Here is a 19,137-nt window from a genome sequence, read left to right as displayed (position 1 = left end):
GGGCCGGACACACCTCCGGCACCTCACCCGCCATCCACTCACGCACCACGAACGGGGACCCGTCCATGCACCACCGCACCCGGCACCCGCCCCGGGCCGCCACTCTCGTCGCCGTCGGCGTTCTCGCCCTGGCCGCAACCCCGCTGACGCTCGCTCAGGTGACGGCGGCGGCATCCACAACAGCACGGGCGGCAGCACCGTCCGACTGTGACGTCCTCGCCCCCGGCGCGTCCGCCGCCGCGCAGAGGGCGGTCCGGGCCGCCTGCACCCAACTGGGCACCTGGTACTCCTGGGGCGGTGGCCACGGGCCGCAACCTGGGCCCACGTACGGGCAGGTCGACCCGACCGACCCGGACAGCTCCCAGGACCCGTACCGCAGGGGGTTCGACTGTTCGGGCTTCGTGCGGTGGGCGTACGCGCAGGCCACCGGGCAGGACCTGCTCAACGGCAACGCGCACGGCCAGTACGGCTCCGGGCGGGTGAGCGCGCGTTTCGACGCCGCGCAGGGGCTCGGTCCCCTCCTGCCCGGGGACCTGGTCGTCTGGGGCAGCGCCCGCAAGATCCACCACATCGCGGTCTACCTCGGCGCGGGAAAGATGGTCGAGGCCAAGGAGTCCGGCACCAAGATCATGGTCAGCGACGTCCGGCTGGGCGGCGACTACTTCGGCGCGGTCCGCATCGGCGCCGAGCCCGGCCAGGGCGGTAACCACAGCACCTGGGGCACGGACGTGTGGACGCACGCCGAGCCGTCGACGACGAGCCGACGCGTGCACAGGTTCGCCGGGCCCACGCAGGTACGGATCGAGTGTCAGAAGCACGCCCAGTCGGTGACCGCCGAGGGCATCACCAACGACGCCTGGTCGTACCTGCCCGACCACAAGGCATGGATCACCAACATCTACCTCAAGGGCCCCGCCTGGCTGGACGGCGTGCCGACCTGCCCGTAAGGCCCACTCCCCCACCCGCACGAGCAACTCCGCAAGAACACGAGCAACTCCGCAAGAAAAGGAAGCAGTTCATGAACCTCACCAAGAAGTTCGCCGTCGCCATCGCCGCCACCGCGCTCACCGCCGGTCTCACCGCCGCTGCCGCCCCCGGGATCGCGGCCCCGCAGTCCGCCGCCGCCGAGTGCGGGGTCCGCTCCGACGGCAAGCTGTACTGCGGCAACAAGGCAGGCGCCAAGGGCTACGAGCACCGCTCGTACGGCTCGGCGGTACGCGGGCAGATGAACACGACGTTCAGCTGGTTCCAGTGCTGGGGCCGGGGCGACAGCCACGGCGGCGGCAACAACGTCTGGTACTGGACCCAGCTCGACAACGGCCAGTGGGGCAACATGCCCGCCGTCGACGTCCACACCTCGGTCGACCCGGCGCCGGGCCTGCGCGAGTGCTGAGGCGCCTCGGCGGGCGCTGAACCGCCTGCGCCGTGGGCCGCTCCCGCAGAAGCCGTGGGCCGCTCCCGCAGAACCGGGGAGCGGCCCACAGCCACGTCACGGGTCACGCGGCCCGCGTCAGATGGACACGCTCCGCCCGCCGTAGTGCGAGCCGCCGGGGTCGATCACGTAGTCGACCGTTCCGGTGCAGCCGGAGCCCGACCACACCACCGCGACCTGGTCCGTGTCGTTGACGACATGGGACGGCGCGAAGTCACCGAGCTGGTAGCAGCCGCTCGGCTCCCGGTCGTTGCTCCGTCCAGCTCACCACGATGGGTTGAAGTCGGGGCGAATCATTCCATTCCTGTCGAGTTGTGGGGAACCTGTGCCCCATGGCTGCCATGCCCTTCCCCGCGCGGGCGGTGCTCCGGCGCGCGTTTGCCGCGCTGCTGGCGTTCACCGCGGTGTTCGCGCTGCTGGTGGGCGCGGAGCCGGGCATGGGTGTCGGCGGTTCCGTGGAGACCCGGTCGGCGGGTGCCCCGCCCGGTTCGGGCTCCGCCGAGAGCGAGGGTGCGCCGGACGGCTCGGCGGATGCGGAACTGCGGCTCCTGCTGGGCGGCGTACGCCGGGTGCAGGCCCCGCCCGCCCCGCCGCAGAGCCCGCCGCGCAGCGGCCCTCCGGTGCGGTCGGTGTACGTGCCGACCGCCGCGTCCGCCCGCACCTCCCCCGCCCGTGGGCCCGCGCCGTACGCGGCACGGTGCGCGGTGCTGCGCTGCTGAGAGGCCCCTGTACCGGTCCGCCCGTAGGGCTCCTCCCGGGCCCTTCCGGCCGGTACGCCGTGCCCGCCCACGCACCTCTCAGAGGCGCGCGGGGTCTCTCCGTACCGCAAAGGACGACACAGCCATGCCGTTTGACCCGTACGCCGCACTGAACGCGATGATCCGCGCCGAGGTCCGCCGCTCCTCCGACACGAGCCCGTCCCCGATCGCCCGCCGTACGCCGGAGTCCACCGAACGCCACCACCACGGCGAGCGTCGGACCGTCGAGCAGTCCGAGCCGGTCCGACGGCAGCACCGCACCGGCCAGGAGCACGGCAGGAGCTGACACCGCAGACCGAGGGAGGGGCCGGGGAGTCGTCAGGACGTCCCGGCCCCTCCCCTGTGCTCACTCCGCGTGCAGCGCGTCCACCACCGCCATCCGGCGCACCCTCCGGGCGGGCAGGACGGCGGCGGTCAGGCCGATCAGGACCGTGACGCCCAGCAGCCCGGCGATCATCAGGGCGGGGGTGTGCTCGATCCCGTACGACCGGGTGACCGAGCGGCCCGCGAGCCAGCCGTAGACCAGACCGAGGACGGTGCCCGCGACCGCGCCGGTCAGGGACAGCAGGACCGCCTCCAGGGTGAGCATCGCGCGCAGCTGTCCGCCGCCGAGGCCGATCGCGCGGAGCATGCCGATCTCCCGGGTGCGCTCGTCGACGCCGAGCATCAGGGTGGCGGCGACGCCGAGGGCGGCGATCAGCATCGAGAAGGCAAGCAGCACCCCGGCGACCATCACCATGCGGTCCATCATCGACCGCATGACCTCGGCCTCCGCGTCGGTGTCCTGGACGCGGACGGTCGGCAGGTCGGCCAGGGCCCGGTCGAGGAGTTTGCGGGCCTCGTCGTGCGGGAGGTCGCCGACGGTGGTGACCCAGGCGGCGCTGACGACGGTGCGCGGGGCGAGGCGCTCCAGGGTGCCCGGGGTGACGAAGTACGACGCCACGGGCAGGACCGAGAAGGGCAGCGACGAGGTGCCGGGCACCGGCTTCAGGCCCGGCGGGACGTCGGCTTCCTTCCCTGTGGAACCGGCCAGGGCCTGTCCTTCGGCGAGGGTGCGGGCCCGGCCGACGTCCTTGGCGTTGTCGTTGAGGAGTGCGGGGTCCGCCGCTGCGACGACGGTCTTGCGGCCGTTCACCTCGAAGGTGGCGCTGCGGACCGGGGCGACCCGGAGCCGCTTCTCCCGCCCGATCGCGTCCAGCGCCTCCTGCGGCACCTGCTTCTTGTCGGTGACCAGGGAGAACGCGCCGGGCTGCCGGGAGGACAACAGGTCGTTGAGGGAGCCGCCGGTGGTGGAGACCACGGTCGCGGCGGCGACCATCACGGTGACGCCGACCAGCAGGGCGGAGGCCGCGGAGCCGGTGCGGCCCGGATTGCGGTGCAGTTGCTGGGCGGCGAGTCTGCCGGTGGTGCCGAAGAGGCGGCGGGCCGGGAGGGCGAGGACCGTCACGACGGGCGGCAGCAGCCAGCGGGCGAGCCGCAGCACGCCGAAGAAGCTGAGGATCGCGCCCAGGGTGACGGCGAGCAGGCTCATCGGCGCGGGCGCCACGGAGCCGACGGCGAGCAGCGCCGCGCCTGCGCCCAGCAGCAGCACGGAGAACACGGTGCGCACGACGCGGCTGCCGGCGCTGTCCGGGGTCGCGGCGTGCGCACCGCCGAGCGCGGCGACGGGCGGCACGGCGGAGGCGGCCTTCGCCGGGGCGCGCACGGCGAGCAGGGTGAGCAGGACGCCGAAGAGGAAGGCCAGGGCGAAGACGTACCAGCCGGGCATCAGGTCGACGGTGACCGGGCCGAGGTCGAACGTGGACAGCAGGAGCGTGCCGCCCGCCGCCGCGCCCGCGCCGGCGCCGAGGCCCACGAGGGACGCGCCGATGCCGAGGAGCAGGCCCTGACGGCGGACGTGGCGGCGCACCTCGGTGCGGTCCGCGCCGATGCAGCGCAGCAGGGCGAGCTGGCGGATCTGCTGGGAGAGCACGACGGAGAAGGTGTTGGTGACGACCATGCGGGCCACTGCCATGGCGATGAGCACGAAGCTGAGGGCCGCGACGAGGACGATGCCGTACAGGGTGCTGCTGTCCCGCGTGGCCGCGTCGACGGAGGCGGCGCCGGTGCGGACCCGCAGGTCGTCGCCGAGTGCCGTACGGACGGCGTCGGCGGCGGCCCGTTCGGCGCCGGGCTTCACCGCGAGGTCGAGCTGGGTGGTGCGCAGACCGGTGGCGTACCGGGCGATCGTGGCGTCGGGGGCGCCGAGGACGGGCTGCCCCGCGGTGCTGGGGGCGGCGCGGGTGTCGAGGGTCCCGGCGAGGAGGGCGCTGGTGCGCTCGCCCGTGGCGGTGAGGAGGTGGAGGCGGTCGCCGGGGCGCACGCCGACGCGGTCGGCGGTGGTGCTGTCGAGCATGACCTCGTCGGGGGCGGTGGCCCACCTGCCGCCGTCGGTGAGCTGCCAGCGCAGGGCCGGGTCGCCGGTGAGGGAGAGGGCGACTGCGGGGTCGTCGAGGGGGCGGCCCGCGGGGGTGAGCACGGTGGCGCGGCCGGTGCGGCGCGCGGCGACGGCGTCGACGCCGGCCACGCGGGCGGCCTTCGCGGCGGCGTCCTCGGGCACGGCGGGGCGATCGGGGCCGCGTGGGTCCGGCGTGACCTGGACGGCGGCGGGGCCGACCTCAGCGGCGGCGAGCTGGCTGAAGGAGCTGACAAGGGCGCCGCTGCCGCCGACGGCGAGGACGAGGAAGGCCACGCCGACGGCGACGGCGGCGCCGGTGAGCAGGAGCCGTCGTGCCTGGCCCCGGAATTCCTTGAGCGTGTACGTGAGCGTCGCCATGGCCGTCCGCCGTCCTCCCCTGCGTCGCAGGCGGCCCTGAGCCTCCTGTCGTCCTGCTTCGACGCTAGGTGCGGCACGACGGTGAACTGTCAGCTCTCCGGCTGGACTCGGGGTCCTCCTCGGGGCTTACGTTCCGGCGTTCCGGTAGCCCTGGAGGCTGACCCGGCCCCTGAGACTCCGGCTCGGGCTCCGGGCTCCGGAGCCGTCCGGGTCACAGCGGGCGGTGCATGACGTGCAGGCCGACGTACCCCTTCTCGGGGTGGTGGAAGCCCTCCGGAATCGTGCCGACGACACAGAATCCGAGGCGTTCGTAGAGCCGGACGGCGTGGGTGTTGGTCGCGGCGACCGCGTTGAACTGCATGCCCCGGAAGCCGTTCGTCCGGGCCCAGTCGAGGCTGTGCTCGACCAGGGCGCGGCCGACGCCCCGGCCGCCGTGGGCGGGGTCGACCATGTAGCTGGCGCTGGCGATGTGGGCGCCGTTGCCGTTCTGGTTGTTGTTCATCTTGGCGGTGCCCAGGACGGTGCCGTCGTCGTCGACGGCGACGACCGTTCGGTTCGGGGCGTTCAGCATCCACCAGCCTCGGCCGGTCTCGTGGTCGAGGTCGAGGGGGAAGGTGAAGGTGTCCCCCGCTGCGGTGATCTCGTGGAAGAAGGGCCAGATGGCGGCCCAGTCTGCGGCGGTGGCTTCTCTGATCAGCATCCGCCCAGCGTGACCGTCCGAAGCCCCCGCCACCAGCCCTTTTCGTACGGCGACGGGCGGTCGAGGACAGTCTCACCCCTCCAGAAGTGGGACACCATCCTTTCGTGTGAGACACTGATGTCTCATTCGAGGCTCGCCGGTCTCGCAATGTCGTCCTCTTCGAAACGGAAGTCTCATGTCCTCCCCCGCCGCCACCCGGCCCGACGCCAAGGCCGCCGCCCCGCTGCTGGATCCCCGGCGCTGGATCGTCCTGGCGATCCTGTCGGGCAGCCTCCTGCTGATAGCCATGGACACCACGATCCTCAACGTGGCCTTCCCGTCCTTGGTCTCCGACCTCCAGCCGGGCTCGGTCGAACAGCTGTGGATCATCGACGTCTACGCCCTCGCCCTCTCCGGGCTCCTGGTGACGGCGGGCGCGCTGGGTGACAGGTTCGGCCGCAAGAGGATGCTGCTGACCGGCTTCGCGATCTTCGCGCTGGCGTCGCTGCTCGCGGTGTTCGCCACCGAGGCGTGGCACGTGATCGGCGCGCGGGCGCTGCTCGGCATCGGCGGGGCGGCGATCATGCCGTCCACGCTGTCGATCCTCCGGCACGTCTTCACCGACGCCAAGGAGCGGGCCTTCGCGTACGCCGTGTGGGCGGCGGTCTTCGGCGGCGGCATGGCGCTCGGCCCGGTCGTCGGCGGTCTCCTCGTCGAGGACTTCGGCTGGCAGTCCGCGTTCCTGCTGAACCTCCCGGTCGCGGCCCTGGTGATCGCGCTGGGCGCCTGGTTCCTGCCCGAGTCGCACTCGCCGCGGAGTGGCCGCTGGGACTGGTGGGGCGTCGGTCAGTCGATCGTCGGCATGCTCGCCCTCGCGGGCGGCATCAAGCAGCTCGGCAAGAGCGGCTTCGCGGACCCGCTGCCGTGGGCGCTCCTGGTGCTCGCCGCGATCTCGCTGACGGTCTTCGTGCGCCGTCAGCTCCGCCTGGAGAGCCCGCTGCTCCAGGTCCGCCTGTTCGCCAACCGGTCCTTCTCCATCGCCGCCGTGTCGATCTTCCTCGGCATGGTCGGCATGGGCGCGGTGCTCTTCCTGGTGACGCAGTGGTTCCAGTACGGCGAGGGCTACACGCCTCTGGAGGCGGGCGTCCGGCTGCTGCCCGCGTCCCTGGGTCTGGTCGTCACCTCGATGGTGACGCCGTCGCTGATGCAGCGCTTCCCGATCCGGCACGTACTGGGCTTCGGTCTCCTCGTCATGACGGTCGGCCTCGCCCTCCCGTGGACGGTGCAGCAGTTCGCCGCCATCGGCTACCCGGCGTTCGCCGTCGCGCTCGCCGTCCTCGGCATGGGCGTCGGCATCGCCACCACGGTCGCCTCGGTGACCCTGATGGCGGCGACCCCGGCGCACGAGGTCGGCGGTGCGGCCGCCGTCGAGGAGACCTGCTACGAGCTGGGCGCGGCGCTCGGCGTCGCCATCCTGGGCAGCCTGGCCACCGCCCTCTACCGCTCCAACCTGCCGTCCCTGAACCTGGACGGGGCGACGGCGGAGACCGTACGGGGCTCGGTCGGCGAGGCCGCGCACGTGGCCCAGGGCATCGGCGGCGAGGCGGGCCGCTCGCTCCTGGACACCTTCTCGGCGGCGTACACGACGGCCATCACCCCGGCCTTCCTGATCGGCTCGCTGCTCACGCTGGGCGCGGCGGCGATCGCCTGGGCGTGGGTGCCGCGCGACCTGCGGCCGACGGAGAACGCGCACTGACGCAGGTGCGCGTCAGGGGTGCCGTTAGCCTGGCGATCATGTGGATCGACGAGGTGACCGACATCCTGCGCGAGGCAGCCGTCGAGGCGATCCTGCCCCGCCACCGGGCCCTCAGCGAGGGCGAGATCACGGAGAAGACCCCCGGCGAGGTGGTCACCGTGGCCGACCGGGAGGCGGAGGCCCTGATCACCCGGCGGCTGCGGTGCCTCCGGGACGTGCCGGTGGTGGGCGAGGAGGCGACGGCATCGGTGCCCGCACTGCTGCGTGCCGTACGCGACGCGCCGGAAGTGTGGCTGGTCGACCCCCTGGACGGCACCCCCAACTTCGTCGCGGGCCGCGCGGACTACGCGGTGATGGCGGCGCTGGTACGGGGCGGGGAGACGGTCGCCGCCTGGATCCTGCAACCGGCGACGGGGGTCGCCTACGTGGCGGAGAAGGGGTCGGGGGCGTGGCGGCTGGACGGGCCGGTCCCCGGAGGCGGGTCCGGGGCCGGGACCCGGCGGCTCACCGGTTCCGTGCGGTACGACCCCGGCCCGACCGGCGCCTGTAGCCCCGCACACCGCTACGACGCCACCCGCAGCCCTGCGGACCCCTTCGGCCGCACCGGTGGCGGACCGGCGCGCCCGGACGCAGCCCCGGCGGAGGGCGCCGCCGCGCAGAGCCGCCGGGGCGCCGCGCCGCCGATCCCGTCACCCCCGCACACCGACGCGGCACCCGGCCGTCCCCCGCACGGCGGAGCGGGTCGGCTTCTGCGTTCCGCCGCGCCCGGCGACCCGGCCGAGCTGCGGGGGGCCGCGCTCACCGGGTTCCTCTCCCCCGCCGCACGCGCGCACGTCGAGGGGTCCGCCTCGCGGTTCGGCGCGTTGTCCCCCGGGACCAAGTGCGCGGGAATCGACTATCCGCGGCTCGCCCGGGGCGACCTCGACTTCCTGCTCTACCACCGCACGCTCCCGTGGGACCACGCGCCCGGCACGCTCCTCGTCACCGAGGCGGGGTGCGTCGTCCGCAGACCGGACGACTCCTCCCCGTACCGGCCGTCCGACGACCGCAGCGGGCTGCTCACCGCCGCCGAGGCGCGTACCTGGCAGACCGCCCGCGACCTGCTCCTTCCTCCACTTCCGCGAAAGGCCGACGCATGACCGCGCAGCAGACCGACGCCCCGGTTCTCGTTCACGTGGAGGGCCGGGCGGGGCACCTCGTCCTCAACCGTCCCCGTGCCCTCAACTCCCTCACCCACCCCATGGTCCGCCTCCTCGACGCGACCCTCGCCGCTTGGGCGAAGGATCCGGAGATCGACACCGTGGTCCTGTCCGGCGCGGGTGAGCGCGGGCTGTGCGCGGGCGGCGACATCCGGACCATGCACGACGACGCGCGGGACGGCGACGGCACCGCGACCGAGGCGTTCTGGCGGGACGAGTACCGGCTGAACGCGCGGATCGCCCGGTACCCCAAGCCGTACGTCACCCTCATGGACGGCATCGTGATGGGCGGCGGCGTCGGGGTGAGCGCGCACGGGAGCGTACGCGTCGTCACGGAGCGGTCGCGGGTCGCCATGCCCGAGACCGGCATCGGGTTCGTGCCGGACGTGGGCGGTACGTATCTGCTGTCGCGCGCGCCCGGGGAGCTCGGTACTCATCTCGCCCTGACCGGGGGCTCGGTGGGTGCGGCGGACGCCCTGCTGTGCGGGCTCGCCGACCACTTCGTACCGTCGGAGCGGCTGGACACGCTGCGGGCCGAACTGGCCTCCGCACCGGCGGCGGAGGCTGTGCGGCGGCACGCAGGCGAGGTCGAGGTGGCGGGCGGGGTGCTCGGGGAGGGCCGTGAGTGGATCGACCGCTGCTACGCGGCGGACTCGGTCGAGGAGATCGTGCGGCGGCTGACGGACAGCGGGGTGCCGGAGGCGAAGGAGGCGGCGGAGACGATCCTGGCGAAGTCGCCGACGTCGGTGAAGGTGACGCTGGAGGCGATGCGGCGGGCGCGGGGACTGGACTCGCTGGAGCGGGTGCTGGAGCAGGAGTACCGGGTGTCGTGCTGGGCGCTGCGCAGGCCGGACATGGTCGAGGGCGTACGGGCGCAGATCGTCGACAAGGACCGGAACCCGAGGTGGTCGCCCGCGACGTTGGGCGAGGTGACGCCGGAAGCGGTGGCGGAGTTCTTCGCGCCGCGTGCGGAGGGCCGGGAGCTGACGTTCGGCGAGGGCTGACGTTCGGGGACAGCGCGGGTTCGGGGACAGCGCAGGTTCGGGGACAGCGTGGGCGGCTGAGGGCGCTCGGCCGACGCCCCTTGGCACAGGGTGCCGGTGCGGGCAGGATCGCGGAACGAGCGGCCGGGGCACGCGTCGTGTCCGGTCCGGAAGGCCCGGCAGAGGAGTGGTGGACGTGGCGAGTGTGCGGATGCGGGTTCTTTCCGTCGTACTGCGAGGTGTGCGCAAGCCGCTCCTCGCCACGGCGCAGGCGGCGCGCCAACGCATCGCCGCGCCCAAGGCCGACCCGTCGCCCCCGCTGGCACTGCTGCGCCGCCACCGCGTGATCGTCCGCGAGGTGGAGGGCTTCCCCTGCTACAGCGTGATCCCGCGCGGCGAGAAAGCCCCCGGGCGGGCCGTCGTGTACTGGCACGGCGGCGCGTACACCGCCGAGATCGTCAGCCAGCACTGGTCCTTCGTCTCGCAGCTGGCCGACGCGGGCTGCCGGGTGGAGGTGCCGCTGTACGGGCTCACCCCCGACCACACCCACCGGGCGGCCCTGCCGCTCGGCCGGGCCGTGCACGCCGAGCTCCTCAAGCAGTTCGAGCCCGGTGCGGTGACGCATGCCGGGGACTCGGCGGGCGGCGGGCTGGCCCTGGCCGTCGTCCAGACGCTCGCAGGTGCGGGGCTCGCCCTGCCGGGGCGGCTGGTGCTGATCTCGCCGTGGCTCGACCTGACCATGACGAACCCGGGCATCGCGGCGATCGAGCCGTACGACCCCTGGCTGAGCAGCGCCGGGCTCGTCGAGGCGGGGCTGGCCTGGGCGGACGGGGACGATCCGCTGCGCCCCGAGCTCAGCCCGCTGCACGGGGAGCTCGCCGGTCTGTGCGACCTGGACATCCGGGTCGGCACCCACGACATCCTCCACCCGGACTGCGTCCTGCTGCACGAGCGCGCCACGGCGGCCGGGGTGCGGTCCGAACTGCACGTGGTGGAGGGCGGCTTCCACGACTACGTCCTGGCTCCGGTCCCGGAGGGCCGCCAGGCCCGTGCGGAGATCATCCGGAAGGCCGCGTTCGGCTGAGCTGACCAAGGAGCGGACCGCCGGCGGTGCCGCCGGTGGTGAGGTGTTCCGGGAGAGCGCGGGACAGGTGGTCGAGGAAGGCGCGGGCGGCCGGGCCCGCAGGGCCCCCGGCGGGCCGTGCGAGGGCCACGCGTGCGCGGGGCGACGGGTCGGTGAGGACGACCGTACGCAGGCCGACGCCGCGCCGCCGCGCGATGCCGTACGGCAGCACGGCGACGCCGAAGCCGCGTGCGGCGAGGTGGAACAGGGCCTGGGGTGCGGACGCCTCGAAGGCGACGAGCGGCTCGAACCCGGCCTCGGCGCAGGCCCGTTCGAGCACGGCACGCACTCCGGTGCCGGACGGGAGGGTGATGAGGGGCCGGTCACGGAGGGCGGTGAGGGGGAGCCCCGGGTCCGCTCCTCCCAGCGGGTCGCCCTCCGTCACCACCGCCTCCAGCGGTTCGTCCAGCAGGACCTGGAGGTCCACGCCCGGCGGGGGCCTCTCGTCGGCGAGCGAGGCCAGCGCCATGTCCAGTTCGCCGCGCCGTACGGCGTTCAGCAGCCGTTGCGAGGTGTCCTCCGTGAGGGAGAACTCCACTCCCGGGTACGTGTCGTGGAAGTCCGCCAGCAGCCCCGCCAGGCCGAACGCCTCGGCCGGGGCGCCCAGCAGCGAGCCCACCCTGACCCGGCCGCGCAGCAGCCCGGCGAATTCGTCGGCGGCGCTGCGCATCGCGTCGACGGCGGCGAGTGCCGAGCGGGCGTGCACGAGGATCGCCTCGCCCGCCTCGGTGAGGGTGACCGTACGCCCGGACCTGTCGAGCAGCGTCTGCCCCAGCTCCTTCTCCAACTGGCGCACCTGGGCGCTCACTCCGGGCTGCGCCAGGTGGAGGCGGGCGGCGGCCCGGGTGAAGTTGGCCTCCTCCACCACCGTGACGAAGGAGCGCAGTTGGCGAAGTTCCATGAGCGCGATGCTAGAACGCGCGGTTCTGGCCGTGAGAAGGAACCCTTCTTGGACTTGTCACCGTGGCCCGCGCACCCTGGTGAGCATGGGGAAAGCCAAGGGGAACACGACACTGCGGGCCGACGACGCGACGATCCGGGCGGCCATCGCGGCCGAACGCCGTGAAATGGCCGATCTGCTGGACGCCTTGCCCGCCGAGCGGTGGGACGAGCGGACGCTGTGTGCGGGGTGGCGGGTGCGGGAGGTGGCGGCCCACCTGTCGTTCGGGTTCCGGTACTCCTTCGGCCAGGTGGTGGGCGAGCTGATCAGGGCGCGCGGCAGCATGGACCGGATGACCGACCGCGTCGCCCGCCGGGAGGCGGCGGCGATGTCGCGGCAGGCGATGGCCGCGGCTCTTCGGGAGAATGCGGACCACCCGTGGACGCCCCCGGTCGGCGGTTTCGCCTCGGCGCTCGGGCACGACGTGGTGCACGGGCTGGACATCACGATCCCGCTGGGCCTGGAGCGCCGGGTCCCCGAGGACCGGCTGCGGATCGTGCTGGGCACGGCGAGCCCGATGGGCACGAGGTTCTTCGGGGCGAAGCTGGGTGGCGTACGACTGCGGGCGGAGGACCTGGACTGGTCGTACGGCACCGGCAGCGAGGTGTCCGGGCGGGCGCAGGACCTGGTGGCGGTGGTGTTCGGGCGGAAGGTGCCCGCGGGGCGGCTGCACGGGGAGGCAAGCGGCCGGTTCACCGCACGGTGAGGCCAGGCCGCCCGACAGCGAGTCCCGGAGTCGCCCGTTCCTCCGATCCGTCGCTCTCTAGGTGGCGTTTCCCCGCCCGGCGGGGGTACCCGCAGCACACGATGGCAGATCGAAGAGGCGGGACAGGGGGCAGGGACATGGCGGTGGCGAAGCGGCCGGTGCTGGTACTGGACTGCGCGGAGGCGGACGAACTGGCGGCCTTCTACGCCAGGTTGTTCGACGCGGAGACCCGCCGGGGCGAGGACATGGACTTCGTGGAGGTCATCGGGCACGACGGCGTGCACCTGGCGATCCGGCGCGACCACGGGTACGCACCGCCGAGCTGGCCGCGCCCCGACGACTCCCAGCAGGCGCACCTGCGCATCCTGGTGGCCGACGAGGACATGGACGAGGCGGAGCGCGAGGTCATCGGGCTGGGCGCCCGCCCCCTGGAGACTCCGAACAACGCGGGTCTCAGCCGGGACGTGCGCCGCTTCTCTGACCCGGCAGGGCATCCGTTCTCCCTGGTGTCCTCGCCGACCGGCAGCGGCAAGGAACAGCCGGAGGGCGAACTACGGCTGGCCTGAACGGCATTCACCCCGGACATTCGCCCCGGGCACTCACCCCCGGCACTCACCTCGGGCAGGTCCGTAAGGGTCGGGAGAACGGTCGCAGCGGAACGCTCAGCGGCACGGATCAGAAGAAGAAGCCGACCACCCCTGCCCCCGGCCTCTCTCTGGCCTGCTTCAGCCACCCCACGGCCGTCTCGACCGCCTCCAGCACCTCGGAGTCCAGTTCGGCGCGCTGCTCCGGCGTGCTCGCCTCCCACTGCGCGAGCGCCTTCTGGCAGTCCTCGGCGCTCCACTCCCCGTAGCAGGGCACGAACTCCGGGCCGGGCAGCTCCGACGGCAGCGAACCGTAGTTGAAGTCGGTCACCTCCACGGCGGTGACGCCTATCTGTTGCAGGCCCTCGTCCACCGTCTCCAGCCAGGAGCCCCGGAACGGCGAGAAGCCGCTGTTGTCGAGCCAGCGGCCGTGGAAGCGGCAGACCATCTCGTACGCGTACCCGTACTGGAAGCCGAACCGCTCGTCGAAGGGTCCGCCCGCGATCACGGCGCGCAGCGCGTCGTACCGCGTGGGCGCGCCCTGCTCGATCTCGGACGCGAAGTAGTCGTCGTGGCGGGGGAATTCGGCCTTGAAGCGGCCCCCCATCATGCGGCGCAGCTTGTCGTCGCCCGAGCCGATGACGCTCCGGACCTTGGCGGGGTCGACCAGGAACAGACTCAGTGAGTAGCTCATGGTCCGACAGTAGGGGTTGCCACTGACAACGCCCCCGATCCCAGGGGTGACCCCAGAAACGACCCCAGAATTTCTCCCGCCCCTACTCCCCAGTAGGCCATTCGGGTGAACCAATCAAGGCAGGTCAGGAGAGGTCAAGGTCACAGGGGTAACCCCTGCTGCCTCTTTGGTGGGCTGCCCTAGCATCTGAGCATGACGGTCCTGCCTGACGACGGGCTTTCCCTGGCCGCCGAGTTCCCTGATGCGACCCATGAGCAGTGGCAGCGCCTGGTGGAAGGCGTGCTACGCAAATCGGGTAAAGACGTCACGGGGTCCGCGGCCGAGAAAGCCCTCTCCACTTCCCTCGACGACGGGCTGACGACACGCCCGCTGTACACCGCCGACGACCCCACCCTCCCGGGCGACTTGCCCGGTCTACCCGGTTTCGCACCGTTCACCCGGGGTGCGTTCGCCGCGGGCACCACGGCCGCGGGCGGCTGGGACGTACGGCAGCGGCACGAGCGGCCCGACCCGGCGCGCGCCAACGAAGCCGTACTGGCGGACCTGGAGAACGGCGTCTCGTCGCTCTGGCTCGCGGTGGGCGGCTCCGGCCTGCCCGTTTCCGGCCTGGCGCAGGCCCTGGAGGGCGTGTACCTGGACCTGGCTCCCGTCGCCCTCGACGCGGGGGCCGAATTCGACGCCGCCGCCCGGGAATTGCTGCGCCTCTACGAGGAGCGCGGAGTGGCGGCCGAGGACGCGCGCGGCAATCTGGGCGCGGACCCGCTGGGCTACACCGCCCGCACCGGCGACCACGACCCCGTACTCGCCGCTTCGGCCACCGAGCTCGCCGAGCTGACCGCCCGTCAGTACCCGGGGCTGCGCGCCCTGGTGGTGGACGCGCTGCCCTACCACGAGGCCGGTGCCTCGGCAGCCCAGGAACTGGGCTGCTCCCTGGCCACCGGTGTCGCCTACCTCCGTCGGCTCACCGAGGCCGGACTCGACGTCGAAGCGGCCATCGGGCAGCTCGACTTCCGGTACGCGGCCACCGCCGACCAGTTCCTCACGATCGCCAAGTTCCGTGCGGCCCGCCGTCTGTGGGCCCGCGTCGCCGAGGCGTCCGGCGCACCGGAGACGGGCGCGCAGCGACAGCACGCGGTGACGTCGTCGGTGATGATGACGCGCCGCGACCCGTGGGTGAACATGCTGCGCACCACGATCGCCTGCATGGCGGCCGGGGTGGGCGGCGCGGACGCCGTCACCGTGCTGCCGTTCGACCAGGCGATCGGCCTGCCGGACGCGTTCGCGCGCCGGATCGCCCGCAACACCTCCACGATCCTCGTCGAGGAGTCGCACCTGTCGCGGGTCGTCGACCCGGCGGGCGGCTCCTGGTACGTCGAGCAGCTCACGGACCAGCTGGCCCGAGCCGCCTGGGAGTGGTTCCAGGAGATCGAGCGGGCGGGCGGCCAGGCGGAGGGCCTGCGCTCGGGCCTGGTCGGCAGCCGGATCGCCGCCACCTGGCAGCGTCGTACGACAGCACTCGCCCAGCGCAGGGAACCCATCACGGGCGTCAGCGAGTTCCCGCTGCTCGCCGAGCGGGAGGTCAACCGCGACCCGGCCCCCGAGCGCCCCACCGGGGGGCTCCCCCGGGTACGGCGCGACGAGGCGTACGAGGCGCTGCGCGCCCGCTCCGACGCGCACCTGGCGCGGACGGGGGCACGCCCGCGCGTGTTCATGGCCGCGCTGGGACCGGCCGCCGCGCACACCGGGCGGGTCACCTTCGCCGCGAACCTCTTCCAGGCGGGCGGCATCGAGCCGGTCCACGACCCGGTGACGGTTGGCGCGGACACGGTGGCGGAAGCGTTCGGCGCCAGCGGTGCGAGCGTCGTCTGCATCTGCTCCAGCGACGCCCTGTACGCGGAGCAGGCGGCGGACGTCGCACGCGCCCTCAAGGAGGCGGGAGCACAGACGGTGTTCCTCGCGGGGCGGCCCGGGGAAGCTGAAGAGACATACCGGAGTGCCGGCGTGGACGCGTTCGTCTTCGCGGGCTCGGACGCGGTGGCGACGCTCACCTCCGTCCTCGACCGTATGGAAGTGAAGTAATGGGCACCAACCCCGCCGGGATTCCCGACTTCTCGCAGATCCCCCTCGCCCCGGAGACCGCGCCCGCCGCCGCCTCCGACGAGCAGTGGCAGTCGGCCGTGAAGGAGGCGACCGGGCGCGGTGTGGCGGACCTGGTCTGGGACACGCCCGAGGGCATCCCGGTCAAGCCGCTGTACACGGAGAAGGACACCGAGGGCCTGGACTTCCTCCGGACGTACCCGGGTGTGGCCCCGTACCTGCGCGGCCCGTACCCGACGATGTACGTCAACCAGCCGTGGACGATCCGCCAGTACGCGGGCTTCTCCACCGCCGAGGAGTCCAACGCCTTCTACCGGCGCAACCTCGCGGCCGGGCAGAAGGGCCTCTCCGTCGCCTTCGACCTGCCGACGCACCGGGGGTACGACAGCGACCACCCGCGTGTCACAGGCGACGTCGGTATGGCGGGCGTGGCGATCGACTCGATCTACGACATGCGGCAGCTCTTCGACGGCATCCCGCTGGACAAGATGTCGGTGTCGATGACGATGAACGGCGCCGTGCTGCCGGTGCTGGCGCTGTACATCGTGGCGGCCGAGGAGCAGGGGGTGCCGCCGGAGAAGCTGGCGGGGACCATCCAGAACGACATCCTCAAGGAGTTCATGGTCCGCAACACCTACATCTATCCGCCGAAGCCCTCGATGCGGATCATCTCCGACATCTTCGCGTTCACCTCGCAGAAGATGCCGCGCTACAACTCCATCTCGATCTCCGGCTATCACATCCAGGAGGCGGGTGCGACGGCCGATCTGGAGCTGGCGTACACCCTCGCGGACGGTGTGGAGTACCTGCGTGCCGGGCTCGAAGTCGGCCTGGACGTCGACGCGTTCGCGCCCCGGCTGTCGTTCTTCTGGGCGATCGGCATGAACTTCTTCATGGAGATCGCCAAGATGCGGGCGGCGCGCCTGCTGTGGGCGAAGCTGGTCAAGCAGTTCGATCCGAAGAACCCCAAGTCCCTCTCCCTGCGCACCCATTCGCAGACCTCGGGCTGGTCGCTGACCGCGCAGGACGTCTTCAACAACGTGCCGCGCACCTGCATCGAGGCGATGGCGGCGACGCAGGGCCACACCCAGTCGCTGCACACCAACGCGCTCGACGAGGCGCTCGCGCTGCCCACCGACTTCTCGGCGCGCATCGCCCGCAACACGCAGCTGCTGCTCCAGCAGGAGTCGGGCACCGGGCGGGTCATCGACCCGTGGGGCGGCTCCGCGTACGTCGAGAAGCTGACGTACGACCTGGCGCGGCGCGCCTGGCAGCACATCGAGGAGGTGGAGGCGGCCGGGGGCATGGCGAAGGCGATCGACGCGGGCATCCCCAAGCTCCGCATCGAGGAGGCCGCAGCACGCACCCAGGCGCGGATCGACTCGGGCCGCCAGCCGGTGATCGGCGTGAACAAGTACCGGGTGGAGACCGACGAGGAGATCGACGTCCTCAAGGTCGACAACACGTCGGTACGGGCACAGCAGATCGCCAAGCTGAAGCGGCTGCGCGAGGAGCGCGACGAGGCGGCCTGCCAGGACGCCCTGCGCGCCCTGACCGCCTCCGCCGAGCGCGGTTCCTCCGGCAGCCTGGAGGACAACCTGCTCGCCCTCGCGGTGAACGCGGCGCGTGCGAAGGCCACCGTCGGGGAGATCTCGGACGCGCTGGAGAAGGTGTACGGGCGGCACGCGGGCCAGATCCGTACGATCGCCGGTGTGTACCGCAACGAGGCAGGAGAGTCCCCTTCCGTGGAGCGCACCCGGACCCTGGTCGACGCCTTCGCCGAGGCGGAGGGGCGGCGGCCGCGCATCCTGGTCGCCAAGATGGGCCAGGACGGCCACGACCGGGGGCAGAAGGTGATCGCCACGGCCTTCGCCGACCTGGGCTTCGACGTGGACGTCGGCCCGCTGTTCCAGACCCCGGCGGAGGTGGCGCGGCAGGCCGTCGAGGCGGACGTGCACATCGTCGGCGTCTCCTCCCTCGCGGCCGGACACCTCACGCTCGTACCGGCGCTGCGCGAGGAGCTGGCGGCGGAGGGCCGGGAGGACGTGATGATCGTCGTCGGCGGCGTCATCCCGCCGCAGGACGTTCCCGCCCTGCACGAGGCGGGCGCGACGGCGGTGTTCCCGCCGGGAACGGTCATCCCGGACGCGGCGTTCGACCTGGTGGAGCGGCTGGCCGCGGCGCTGGGGCACGAGCTGGCGGTGCCGGAAGGCGAGTGAAACGTACGGTGGCGACAGCGGTGACCGTGGGGTGACCGTGGCCGCCACCGTACGGAGACCGCCGCGCGAGCGGGCCGCCGCGCGCACAGACCGACCCGCATGCCCCTGAAGCCGGACGGAGACTGAGAACCGTATGCCCCCGAAGACCGACATCGAGGCGTACGCCAAGGGCGTGCTCGACGGGAAACGGGCCTTCGTGGCCCGCGCCATCACCCTCGTCGAGTCGTCCCGCCCCGACCACCGGGTGCTCGCGCAGCAGCTCCTGACCACGTTGCTGCCGCACTCGGGCTCGGCGCGCCGCATCGGGATCAGCGGGGTGCCCGGTGTCGGCAAGTCGACTTTCATCGACGCGTTCGGCACGATGCTGACGGGCCTCGGGCACCGGGTGGCGGTGCTCGCCGTGGACCCGTCGTCGAGCCGTACGGGCGGCTCCATCCTGGGCGACAAGACCCGGATGGAACGGCTGGCCGTGGACCCGGCGGCGTACGTCAGGCCGTCCCCCTCGGCGGGGACGCTGGGCGGCGTGGCCCGGGCGACGCGCGAGGCGATGGTGGTGGTGGAGGCCGCCGGTTACGACGTCGTCCTCGTGGAGACGGTGGGTGTCGGGCAGTCGGAGACGGCCGTGGCGCACATGGTCGACACGTTCCTGCTGCTGACCCTGGCGCGTACGGGGGACCAGCTCCAGGGCATCAAGAAGGGCGTCCTGGAACTGGCGGACGTCGTCGCGGTCAACAAGGCCGACGGCCCGCACGAACGCGACGCGCGTTCCGCGGCAAGGGAGTTGGCGGGCGCGCTGCGTCTCATGCACCCGGTCGACGCCGCGTGGACTCCCCCGGTGCTGAGTTGCAGCGCGCGCGAGAACGCCGGTCTGGACACGGTGTGGGACCGGCTGGAGCAGCACCGCACCCTCCTCGACTCGACGGGCCGGCTGGCCGCCAAGCGCGCCGACCAGCAGGTCGACTGGGCGTGGTCGATGGTCCGTGACGAACTCCTCGGCCGCCTTCGTTCGCACCCCGGCGTGCGCGGAGTGACGCCGGAGGTCGAACGGGCTCTGCGGGAAGGGGAGTTGACGGCGACGCTGGCGGCGGAAAGGATCCTGGAGGCGTTCGGCGAGCAGCCCGGTCGGTGACCGGGTGCGCCGTGCGGCTCGGC

17 protein-coding genes are annotated in these 19,137 nt (G+C 72.9%); 13 read left to right on the top strand and 4 right to left on the bottom strand.

Annotated elements, in window-relative coordinates:
* The first annotated feature begins 65 nt into the window (after positions 1 to 65).
* From OG897_RS37860 to OG897_RS37845, 4 genes are all read left to right on the top strand, one after another.
* Entirely contained in the window at positions 66 to 947 is an 882-nt protein-coding gene (locus OG897_RS37860; protein ID WP_266664456.1) for an NlpC/P60 family protein, read from the top strand.
* Positions 948 to 1,018: 71 nt separating this feature from the next.
* Positions 1,019 to 1,393 carry a hypothetical protein gene (locus OG897_RS37855; protein WP_266664455.1) on the top strand — a complete coding sequence of 125 codons (375 nt, stop codon included), beginning with the start codon at positions 1,019 to 1,021 and terminating at the stop codon, positions 1,391 to 1,393.
* Positions 1,394 to 1,764: 371 nt separating this feature from the next.
* Positions 1,765 to 2,151 (top strand): hypothetical protein, encoded by a 387-nt coding sequence (locus OG897_RS37850; RefSeq protein WP_266664454.1) that lies wholly within the window; start codon positions 1,765 to 1,767, stop codon positions 2,149 to 2,151.
* A gap of 124 nt (positions 2,152 to 2,275) precedes the next feature.
* Positions 2,276 to 2,476 carry a hypothetical protein gene (locus OG897_RS37845; protein WP_266664453.1) on the top strand — a complete coding sequence of 67 codons (201 nt, stop codon included), beginning with the start codon at positions 2,276 to 2,278 and terminating at the stop codon, positions 2,474 to 2,476.
* 60 nt (positions 2,477 to 2,536) lie between these two features.
* Here the strand turns inward: OG897_RS37845 and OG897_RS37840 are convergent, their stop codons facing one another.
* Positions 2,537 to 5,005 (bottom strand): FtsX-like permease family protein, encoded by a 2,469-nt coding sequence (locus OG897_RS37840; protein ID WP_266664452.1) that lies wholly within the window; start codon positions 5,003 to 5,005, stop codon positions 2,537 to 2,539.
* 211 nt (positions 5,006 to 5,216) lie between these two features.
* The gene (locus tag OG897_RS37835; RefSeq protein WP_266664450.1) at positions 5,217 to 5,705 is read right to left on the bottom strand and encodes a GNAT family N-acetyltransferase; all 489 of its coding nucleotides are present in this window, start codon (positions 5,703 to 5,705) and stop codon (positions 5,217 to 5,219) included.
* 175 nt (positions 5,706 to 5,880) lie between these two features.
* On the opposite strand from OG897_RS37835, the gene OG897_RS37830 reads away from it, so the two are divergent.
* The 4 genes from OG897_RS37830 to OG897_RS37815 all read left to right on the top strand — a co-directional run bounded on the left by OG897_RS37830 (position 5,881) and on the right by OG897_RS37815 (position 10,706).
* A complete protein-coding gene (locus OG897_RS37830) occupies positions 5,881 to 7,440 on the top strand; it encodes an MFS transporter (RefSeq protein ID WP_266664448.1) in 1,560 nt (519 codons plus the stop codon).
* A gap of 38 nt (positions 7,441 to 7,478) precedes the next feature.
* The gene (locus OG897_RS37825) at positions 7,479 to 8,579 is read left to right on the top strand and encodes an inositol monophosphatase family protein (RefSeq protein ID WP_266664446.1); all 1,101 of its coding nucleotides are present in this window, start codon (positions 7,479 to 7,481) and stop codon (positions 8,577 to 8,579) included.
* Positions 8,576 to 9,643, top strand: coding sequence for an enoyl-CoA hydratase/isomerase family protein (locus OG897_RS37820; RefSeq protein ID WP_266664444.1), 1,068 nt, complete (start codon positions 8,576 to 8,578; stop codon positions 9,641 to 9,643). Before OG897_RS37825 ends, OG897_RS37820 begins: the two co-directional genes overlap by 4 nt.
* A 175-nt stretch (positions 9,644 to 9,818) precedes the next feature.
* Entirely contained in the window at positions 9,819 to 10,706 is an 888-nt protein-coding gene (locus OG897_RS37815; RefSeq protein ID WP_266664442.1) for an alpha/beta hydrolase fold domain-containing protein, read from the top strand.
* Here the strand turns inward: OG897_RS37815 and OG897_RS37810 are convergent.
* The gene (locus OG897_RS37810; RefSeq protein WP_266664440.1) at positions 10,681 to 11,646 is read right to left on the bottom strand and encodes a LysR substrate-binding domain-containing protein; all 966 of its coding nucleotides are present in this window, start codon (positions 11,644 to 11,646) and stop codon (positions 10,681 to 10,683) included. The genes OG897_RS37815 and OG897_RS37810 overlap by 26 nt on opposite strands.
* A gap of 85 nt (positions 11,647 to 11,731) precedes the next feature.
* Between OG897_RS37810 and OG897_RS37805 the strand changes: the two genes are divergently transcribed.
* Positions 11,732 to 12,391 (top strand): maleylpyruvate isomerase family mycothiol-dependent enzyme, encoded by a 660-nt coding sequence (locus OG897_RS37805; RefSeq protein ID WP_266664438.1) that lies wholly within the window; start codon positions 11,732 to 11,734, stop codon positions 12,389 to 12,391.
* Between the two features lie 137 nt (positions 12,392 to 12,528).
* Complete coding sequence (locus OG897_RS37800; RefSeq protein WP_266664436.1) at positions 12,529 to 12,957, top strand: VOC family protein; 429 nt, start codon at positions 12,529 to 12,531, stop codon at positions 12,955 to 12,957.
* 109 nt (positions 12,958 to 13,066) lie between these two features.
* Here the strand turns inward: OG897_RS37800 and OG897_RS37795 are convergent, their stop codons facing one another.
* Positions 13,067 to 13,669, bottom strand: coding sequence for a hypothetical protein (locus OG897_RS37795; RefSeq protein ID WP_266664435.1), 603 nt, complete (start codon positions 13,667 to 13,669; stop codon positions 13,067 to 13,069).
* Positions 13,670 to 13,861: 192 nt separating this feature from the next.
* Here OG897_RS37795 and mutA point away from each other — a divergent pair, with 192 nt between their 5' ends.
* From mutA to meaB, 3 genes are all read left to right on the top strand, one after another.
* Positions 13,862 to 15,748: a methylmalonyl-CoA mutase small subunit gene (mutA, locus tag OG897_RS37790; protein WP_266664433.1), complete on the top strand. Its 1,887-nt coding sequence runs from the start codon at positions 13,862 to 13,864 to the stop codon at positions 15,746 to 15,748.
* Positions 15,748 to 17,985, top strand: coding sequence for a methylmalonyl-CoA mutase (gene scpA, locus OG897_RS37785; RefSeq protein ID WP_266664431.1), 2,238 nt, complete (start codon positions 15,748 to 15,750; stop codon positions 17,983 to 17,985). The genes mutA and scpA overlap by 1 nt, the downstream gene beginning before the upstream one ends.
* A gap of 133 nt (positions 17,986 to 18,118) precedes the next feature.
* Positions 18,119 to 19,114 carry a methylmalonyl Co-A mutase-associated GTPase MeaB gene (meaB, locus tag OG897_RS37780; RefSeq protein WP_266664429.1) on the top strand — a complete coding sequence of 332 codons (996 nt, stop codon included), beginning with the start codon at positions 18,119 to 18,121 and terminating at the stop codon, positions 19,112 to 19,114.
* Positions 19,115 to 19,137: the final 23 nt, after the last annotated feature.

This window comes from Streptomyces sp. NBC_00237 (genome assembly GCF_026342435.1).
Lineage (GTDB): Bacteria > Actinomycetota > Actinomycetes > Streptomycetales > Streptomycetaceae > Streptomyces.
Note: the sequence above shows the minus strand (reverse complement) of the source record. Positions and strands in the feature narration are given on the sequence as shown.